We start from the raw sequence: 7,452 nt of genomic DNA on the forward strand, positions 1-7,452 counted from the left end.
GCTCAAACCAAAGAAGTTGTCCAGCACCAGCTTGCGGTAGCCAAACTCCACCACGCTGGGCACATCCGGCACCAGCGGTGAGCGGCTGGCCGACGTTACGGCCAGCGGCACCAGCTGCCCGCTCTTGAAGTAGGGCACAAAAGCCGTCAGCACGTCGATGCCCACGGGGATCACGCCCGCGATCAGGTCTGTCGTCATGGGCGCACCGCCGCGGTACGGGATGTGCACCAGGTTCACGCCCATGGACTTTTTCATCAGCTCGCCGTAAATGTGGCCGATCGAGGCCGGCCCGCCCGAGCCGAAGTCGAGCCGGCCCGCTTTGCGGGCCTGCGCTTCCACATCGGTAATCGTCTTGATGGGCGCGTGCGGGTTGGCCATCACCACGCAGGGGGCGTTGCCGATCAGCGCGATGTGGGTGAAGCCTTCCACCGGGTCATAGGGCTGCTTTTCCAGCGCGAACGGGCCGATGGACACCGGTGTCGAGTTGCTCAGCATCAGTGTGTAGCCGTCTGCCGGCGCCTGCGCCACCACCAGGCCTCCCACGCTGCCGCCCGCGCCCGGCCGGTTGTCGACCACCACCGCCTGCCCCAGCTTTTTGCCTAGCTGCTCGGCCATCACCCGCGCGACGATGTCACTGGCGCCGCCGGCTGGAAAGGTCACCACGATCTTGATCGGCTTGTCCGGCCAGGCAGCCAGGGCCGGCAGCGCCATGGATGCGGCGCCGCTGGCGAGGATCTTCAGCGCGGTGCGGCGCGCAAGTGGGTGTGAGGGCGTTGGGGGGTGTGGGTGGTCTGGCATGCGCGGCTCCTGCGTACAGTTTGTGTGCAAAAGTGTGTGCAAAAACCATGCCCCTCGGCCGCGAGCCGCTTGAATGGGATTGCCCGCGGGCGTTTGGCGTCAGCGTGACGCTACTGAATTAGTAGCGGCTCGCGCCTGTCCTCATTGGTTTACAGCCCGATTGAGGGGGTAAAAAGGCGACTCAGGGGGGCTTTTGACCCTCCAGCCTGCCCCTGGGGTGCCGCAAAAGCCCTGGCGATGCCGGAAACCCCCGTGAAAACCACTGATTTCAAGCACAAAAGATAGCTGAAACCCAATACAGATGGGCGCAAGCAGCTATCTATTTGATAGCGATAGCATGGCAATCTGCCGCCGGCTTCAGCCGCCTCGACAGGGTGCATGCGTGATCCTGCTGCCGGCCCGCGATTACCGCCAAAGCTCCCCATTAAAGGAAACGCTTTTGACCATGTGTTCCTCCAGGTAGGCTTCCTTGTAGGCGGAACGCACGGTTTTCCAGGTTTCGCTGGTCACCGGGAGTTCCGTGCGTGCCGAGATGACGGCGCGAAACGGAATGTGGCCGACACCGGTGAAGGTGGCTTCTGAACGCAGCACCACATTGCAGTTAATGGTCTCTCCCGGCCCGATCAAGCCGCCAGGGCAGATGTCAGCCTGCACATCACTGGCTTTCAGTGCCAGCTTTGTGTTGGGCAGAGGGTTGAGGGTCAGGGCGATGCGCGGCGGGGTCACGCGGACGGCGCGGCGGCTTGCGTTGGTCAGGCTAAAACCGAATGAGACGCTGCGGTCCAGCCACGTGACCTTTTGCTGGAACTTGACCTGCAGGTTCGGCGTCAGCGAGTCCACCAGTTCATCGACCACCTTGACGCGCTCCAGCCGCTTGCGTTCCGCGGCCTGGGCGTCGGGCACCGGTTTCTGCACCGGCTCCGGAACCGGTTCCGCTGCGGCCTTGGGCTGCTGGATCTCGGCCTTCATCTGCTCCATGTTGGCGCGCAATGCCTCGGTCTGGGCCTTGGCTTCGGCGAGCTTCTGTTCAAGCTGCTGCTGGTTCTTCTGGTTCGCGGCCATCAGCTGCTGCATCAGCAGCTGGGCTTCCTTCTGTGCCTTGGCCGCAGGCCGGTCTACCAGGGTGTAACGCGCTGCGCTGCCGGCCACCACAATCGCCAGGCCGATGATCAGCAAAAAAACGATGGTGTCGTATCGGTGGGCGCCGGCGTCCTTGCCGGGTTTCGGTTTGGGTTGGCGCGGCGGGAGAGGCGGCAGGGATGGCGGGATGGGGGGCATGCTTTTGTAAGCCATGAGGTATGCGCGGGTGTGGCTGGATTAAATGTGTTGTGAATCAGGTCGGTCAGGGGTCAACATGCTTTGAGATGCCCGGCTCACCATTTGCCGCGCACCCCCATCAGCAGGGCCAGGTTGCGCTGGCGTGCGTTCTGTTCGGTCTGGAGGTCGGCGAAGAGGTTGAAGTTGTCGTGGATGCGGCCCGAGACGCCGACACCAAGGACCACCGTGTTGGCATTGAGGGCCACGCCCGCGATCTGGAACTGGTAGGGCGTGCCGGCGCCCTGCAGCTGCGCCGTCATCGGGGTGTTGTATTTGCCAAACTCATGCGCCCACGCCACCCGCGGTTCGATCCGCAGCCGGCCCACGTTAAAGCCGGCTTTCAGCCCCAGCATCGATTTGGTCGAGTACACGGTTTGCGCGGCAACCTGCAGGTTGAGCGCGCCGGCGCCCTGCTCGCTGAAACCGTTGGTCTGGTTGCGGCTGAAGGCCAGTGCGGCCATCGGCTGCAGCGTCCAGCCGATCATGTCCAGGTCGTACGTCAGCTCGCCGTAGGCCGTGGCGGTGCTGCTGTCGAAGTTCGACGAGGCCACGCGGCTGATCGGACCGACCACGATGCCGCGGTCCATGTGGTTGCCGTGAAACGCCACGCTGGTCACGCCATTCAGGCGCCATGCGCCATCAGCATAGCCGGCGTACATCGCCAGCGCTGCGCTGCGGGCCCTGCCCAGGTCACCGGAATCAAAGCTGACCCTTGATGTGCCGATGGTCACGGCGCCGCCCAGCATCAAGCCCGGCGACACTTCGGCGTCATAACCCGCGCTCAGGCCGGTGCTGTTCAGGCGGCTGGCCATGGCATTGCCGTCGCTGTCGGTGGTTTGGTGGCTGCCGTAACCGCGCAGCCAGAAACCGCAACCGTCTTCGGCGGCCGGGAAAAGTGCCCTCAGGGCTTCGCGGCCACCGACATCGTCGCTGCCGCAGACTGAGCCCAGGCTGCTTCGGCCCACGCGTGCCTGCAGCTGTTCGCCGAACGCGGCGGTAAAGCTGGGGCCGGCACGGCGCAAGGCCACCAGGTTGGCACCGCCTATGGCATCGAAGGCCGCGAGGGCCTGCGGCACTGACAGGCTGTTGAGGGCGCTGAGCACCGTGCTCATGTCGCCGCTCGCGCTGCCGGAGGCATCTTGAAGTGCGTTGGAGGCCGACTGCTGGTTGGGCGTCATGCCGGGCAGGGTGTTGTAGCCGGTGCTGTTGCGCGCCAGGGTCAGATACACGTTGTTGGGGTCGTAGGTGAGCGACGGCGTCAAAAACGCCAGGTTGGTCGTGAGCCCGCTGAAGACGCCGGTGCGCCCGCCTGTGGCATTGAGGATGGTGTACTGCGTGGTCGGCGAATAGGTGCCGGCGCTGGCCAGCACATTGACCGTGCCGCCGTTGATGGTCAGCGTGCCGGTGGCGTTGGTGCGGTCGTTGCTGCCGGCTGCATCGACCTCCACGCTGTAATTGGAGCCGGCGTTGAAGGTCAGGTTGCCGACCACGGTGAGCGTGCCGATGGAATTGCCCGGCGCCAGCGTGCCGCCCGACTGGATGGTGGTGTTGCGCACGGAACCGGTGCCGCCCAGCGTGCCGCCGTTCTGCACCTGCACGGCAGAGTTGGTCAGGCTGCCGTTGACCGACAGCGTGCCGCCGCTGACGACGGTGGCCCCGCTGTAAGTGTGGGTGCCGGAAAAGGTGACATTGCCGGTGCCGCTTTTGACCACATTGCCGGTGCCGCTGATGACACCGCCAAACGTTCCGTTGCCTGCTTGCAAGAACTCCAGGTTGGCGTTGGTGGTAATCAAGCCCTGCAGGTTGGCGGTGGTGCCGCGCAAGGTGCCGCCATTGATGGTGGTGCCGCCTGTATAGGTGTTGGTGCCAGAAAGAATCACCGTGCCGCTGCCTTCCTTGACCAGCGTGCCGCCTCCATTGATGGAGCCTGCAAAGGTGCCGTTGGTGGTCTGGTCGAAGGTCAGCACGCCGTCGTTGCTGATGACTCCCTGCAGGCTGGTGGTGCTGCCGGTCAGGCGGGCATTGGTTCTGACGAAAGTGCCGCCGGTGTAACTGTTGGCGCCCGTCAGTACGGTGGAGGAGCCGCCGATAGCGAATACCTCGACCCACCCGCTGCCGCTGATTGCGGGGGAGAAGATGTAGGGGGTGGCGTCGTCCTGATTGAACTTGATGCTGGAGCTGGCATTGCCGAAAACCACGGCGCCGGCATCCAGGGTACCGCTGGGCCCGATGTTGCCGATGACCAGCGTCCCGGTGCCCACATTGCCCAGATGCAGGGTGCGGGTGCCGCCTACCGTCACGGTGGCGCCGGTGCGGATGCCCAGGAGCCCGTCTCCATTGTTGCCAACAATGAACTGGTCTCCCGGAGCCAGGCTGGGGGGAGACACGTTCAAGCTGGCGCCGGCGCCGCCGATGAGGATCTGCCCTCCGGTCGCCGTGTCGCCCACGCTCAGCCGCGTGGCCGTAACGCTTCCATTAATCAACAGGGATCCTGCGTTACCCGGCGCTGGCGTGGTGCCCAGCAGGAGCGTGTCGGCGGCCAGGGTGCCGCCGGCGTGGACGACCACCTGGCCGTCTCCCTCCACTTGCAGCGTGCCCACCTGGCCAGCCCCGGTAACGTCCACCTGCTGGTTCGTCGGGACCCTTGCCACGCTGGCGGCTGTAGGCGTGCCGCCACTCCAGTTGGCCGCGTCGTTCCAGTCCTGGGTGCCTGCGGCCGAGAAATCGTTGGTGGCCTGGGCATGGCCGGCATGCGGTGCCATGGCCAGGCCGGCGAATGCCAGCGCCAAGCCAAGTGGCTTGAGGGGAAAGTGCAGGCAGGAATTCATGCGGGCCAGTTTTGGAGTGTGGGTTCAGGCCGTGCCGGTCAACGGAACCCAAAGGCGATTGCCTTGCCAGAGGACATCGCGATCTCGGCTGCAAACGCAGTTAATGATTTAGCTAACATTTTTTAACGTGTGCCTCGCAGTAACTACGGCCTCTGGGAAGGACTCCGTACGGGTGTGATGTCCATGTTTTGACTTTGCTTCACGTTACATTTTTTTGCAAGTAGGCCGTTTGACGACTTATAACGCCTAGAGCATCAAATAGAAGAACTAAAGAATTAATTTGATCTGGCGGCGCCGGTCAGGAGCGGCCGGAGGCTGGCCTGTAGCCCGAAAAAGCGGTGCAACACGCTGGAAATTGCGCCGCAGGGCACCGGATTCGGGCCTTTAAGTGCGCTGTTGCGGTGTCTGCGTTGCGTGCTGGCCACACCACAGCCGGGAGCTGCAGCGGTTTGATCCGGTTGCCACGGCTGCTATCAAATAGCTAGCTCCCTGCGCTTGTCCTTATTGGCCAAAACAGCAATTTGATGGGCAAAAAATGTGTGCTGGAGAAGCGCGCTCCAGTAGCAATGGCCCCCGGGCGACGATTTCTGCACCCAAAACTGCCTGTTTTGGCATCAAAAATGACCCTCGCCCAATACTGACTTGCGCGAGTAGCTATGATTTTTATAGCGCTGTGTAGACGTCTCTTCGGATAGCCAGGCTGGCCAGTCCTTTGGGTGGGTCAGGGGCTTCAGGCCAAAAACGCCCTGTCGGCCGCACGCACCAGCACCTRCCGCAACCACACATGCGCGCTGCGTTGTTGCGAACGCCGGTGCCACAGGGTATCCACGTGCACCGGTGACACGTCAAACGGCAGGGGGCGCAGCACCAGCTGGTCGGCAATGCCCGTCACCCCGACGAAATGCCGCGGCAGCACAGTAAGCAAATTCGAGTTGGCCACCACCCGCCCCGCCGTGAAGAACTGGTTGACCGTCAGCACCACATGCCGTTCCCGGCCCAGGGAGGCAAGGGCTTCGTCGACGAAACCATAGGGCCGGCCCGAAAAACTCACCAGCATGTGGCGCGCCGCGCAGAACTTGCTCAGTGTGAAGGGGCCGGTAGCCAGCGGGTGGTCTTTGCGCATGACGCAGACGTATTCGCCGTCATACAGCCGCTGGTGCAAAAAGGGCAAGGGCTCGCCGCTTTGCGCGCCGGCCGTCAGGTCGGCCAGCACCGAGGGAAAGTAGCCGACCGCCAGGTCGCACAGTTCCTCGTCCAGCAGGCGCCGCGGGTCGCGTGTGGTCAATGGAATCACGCGAATTGAGACACCGGGCGCTTCCTGGTCCAGTGTTTCCACCAGGCCGGGAATCAATTCAGCCGCGGTGGCATCGGCCATGGCCAGCACAAAGATGGTGGTGGCTTCGCCGGGCACGAATTCGTTGGGCACCAGCGACTCCTGCAACTGCTGCAGGGCTTCGCGCACGGCCGGCCAGATCGCCACGGCGCGCGGGGTGGGCGCCATGCCCTGGCCGCTGCGCTGCACCAGCTCGTCGCCCAGGGTTTCACGCAGCCGGCGCAGGGCGTTGCTGACAGCCGGCTGCGTCAGCGACAGGTTGCGCGCCGCCCGGGTCAGGCTGCGCTCAGCCATTACTTCGTCGAACACGCGAAGCAGGTTGAGGTCCAGGGTCCGGAAATTGAGGGGGGTCAAGGGCTTGGGGCGGGTGTTGAAGGGTGAAAAGAAGGTGAAAAGAGGGCGGAAAACCTCAGGTTATCACCAATATGAATGAATCACATCATAAAGATAAAGTTGAATAACATCAGTGGTAACCCTAATATCCCCTTACCCGCTGCAATTTTGGTTCAGCGGAGTTAACCCAAAGGGAGTTCACCATGACCAGCTTCGTCAATATCAAATATTCCACACAGCACCCCGGCGTTGTCCGCGCTGAGTCGGCCTTTGGTGCCGTACGCCAGCTGGGCGGTGCTTTTTCCGGCACCCGCGGGTTGGCCACGCTGCTGTTGTCCGCTGTTGCGGCCGCCGTGATGGTGGTGGCTTATCAGGTGATGGACAGCGTCGCCGAAGGCCACCTGCTGGTCATGTGGATCGGCCTCTGGGCTGTCGCTTTTGCTGTCCTGGCGATTTTCGCCGGCGCTGCGCGCAATGCAGCCGTCAGCCTCAAGGTCGGCCTGGACGCCTGGTCGCGTAGCCTGGCCGAAGCCCGCGCCGACCAGCGCCTGTGGCAAGCCGCCAAGAACGATCCCCGCGTGATGGCCGACCTGCAAGTTGCAATGGCCCGTCAGCAAGTCGCCGTTGAAGAGGCTGTTGCTGCCCCCGCAGCCGTGGTGTCCGCTCCGGCCGGCCTGACACAGCGCGCCCTCCGTCTGGGCGGTGCAGAACTGAAGGCTTTCCTGCGCAGCCAGGCCGACACGAAAGTTGCCGCTGCTGAAGCTGTGGTTGATGAGGTATCTGCTCCAGCCGGTCTGTCACAGCGCGCCCGCCGCCTTGGTGGTGCGGAACTGCGGGCTTACC

The 7,452-nt window shown here is 63.6% G+C and carries 5 protein-coding genes; 1 reads left to right on the top strand and 4 read right to left on the bottom strand.

What is annotated here, in order from left to right; genetic code table 11:
* From AC1DWI_RS08975 to AC1DWI_RS08990, 4 genes are all read right to left on the bottom strand, one after another.
* The coding region (locus tag AC1DWI_RS08975; protein WP_477724696.1) for a Bug family tripartite tricarboxylate transporter substrate binding protein at window positions 1–798 on the bottom strand (798 nt) is incomplete at its 3' end.
* 405 nt (window positions 799–1,203) lie between these two features.
* On the bottom strand, window positions 1,204–2,091 hold the full coding sequence (locus AC1DWI_RS08980; protein WP_477670320.1) for a hypothetical protein: 888 nt from the start codon (window positions 2,089–2,091) through the stop codon (window positions 1,204–1,206).
* Between the two features lie 80 nt (window positions 2,092–2,171).
* On the bottom strand, window positions 2,172–4,943 hold the full coding sequence (locus AC1DWI_RS08985) for an autotransporter family protein (protein ID WP_477670319.1): 2,772 nt from the start codon (window positions 4,941–4,943) through the stop codon (window positions 2,172–2,174).
* A gap of 730 nt (window positions 4,944–5,673) precedes the next feature.
* Window positions 5,674–6,630: a LysR family transcriptional regulator gene (locus tag AC1DWI_RS08990; RefSeq protein WP_477724697.1), complete on the bottom strand. Its 957-nt coding sequence runs from the start codon at window positions 6,628–6,630 to the stop codon at window positions 5,674–5,676.
* 182 nt (window positions 6,631–6,812) lie between these two features.
* On the opposite strand from AC1DWI_RS08990, the gene AC1DWI_RS08995 reads away from it, so the two are divergent.
* Window positions 6,813–7,452: hypothetical protein (locus AC1DWI_RS08995; protein WP_477724698.1), on the top strand; the 640-nt coding region annotated here is incomplete at its 3' end.

The sequence above is a fragment of the Polaromonas sp. P3_C2 genome, assembly GCF_056402675.1.

Coding starts and splice junctions, on each gene's coding strand:
- AC1DWI_RS08985 (WP_477670319.1), bottom strand. CDS start 4,943: ATGAATTCCTGCCTGCACTTTCCCCTCAAGCCACTTGGCTTGGCGCTG.
- AC1DWI_RS08980 (WP_477670320.1), bottom strand. CDS start 2,091: ATGGCTTACAAAAGCATGCCCCCCATCCCGCCATCCCTGCCGCCTCTC.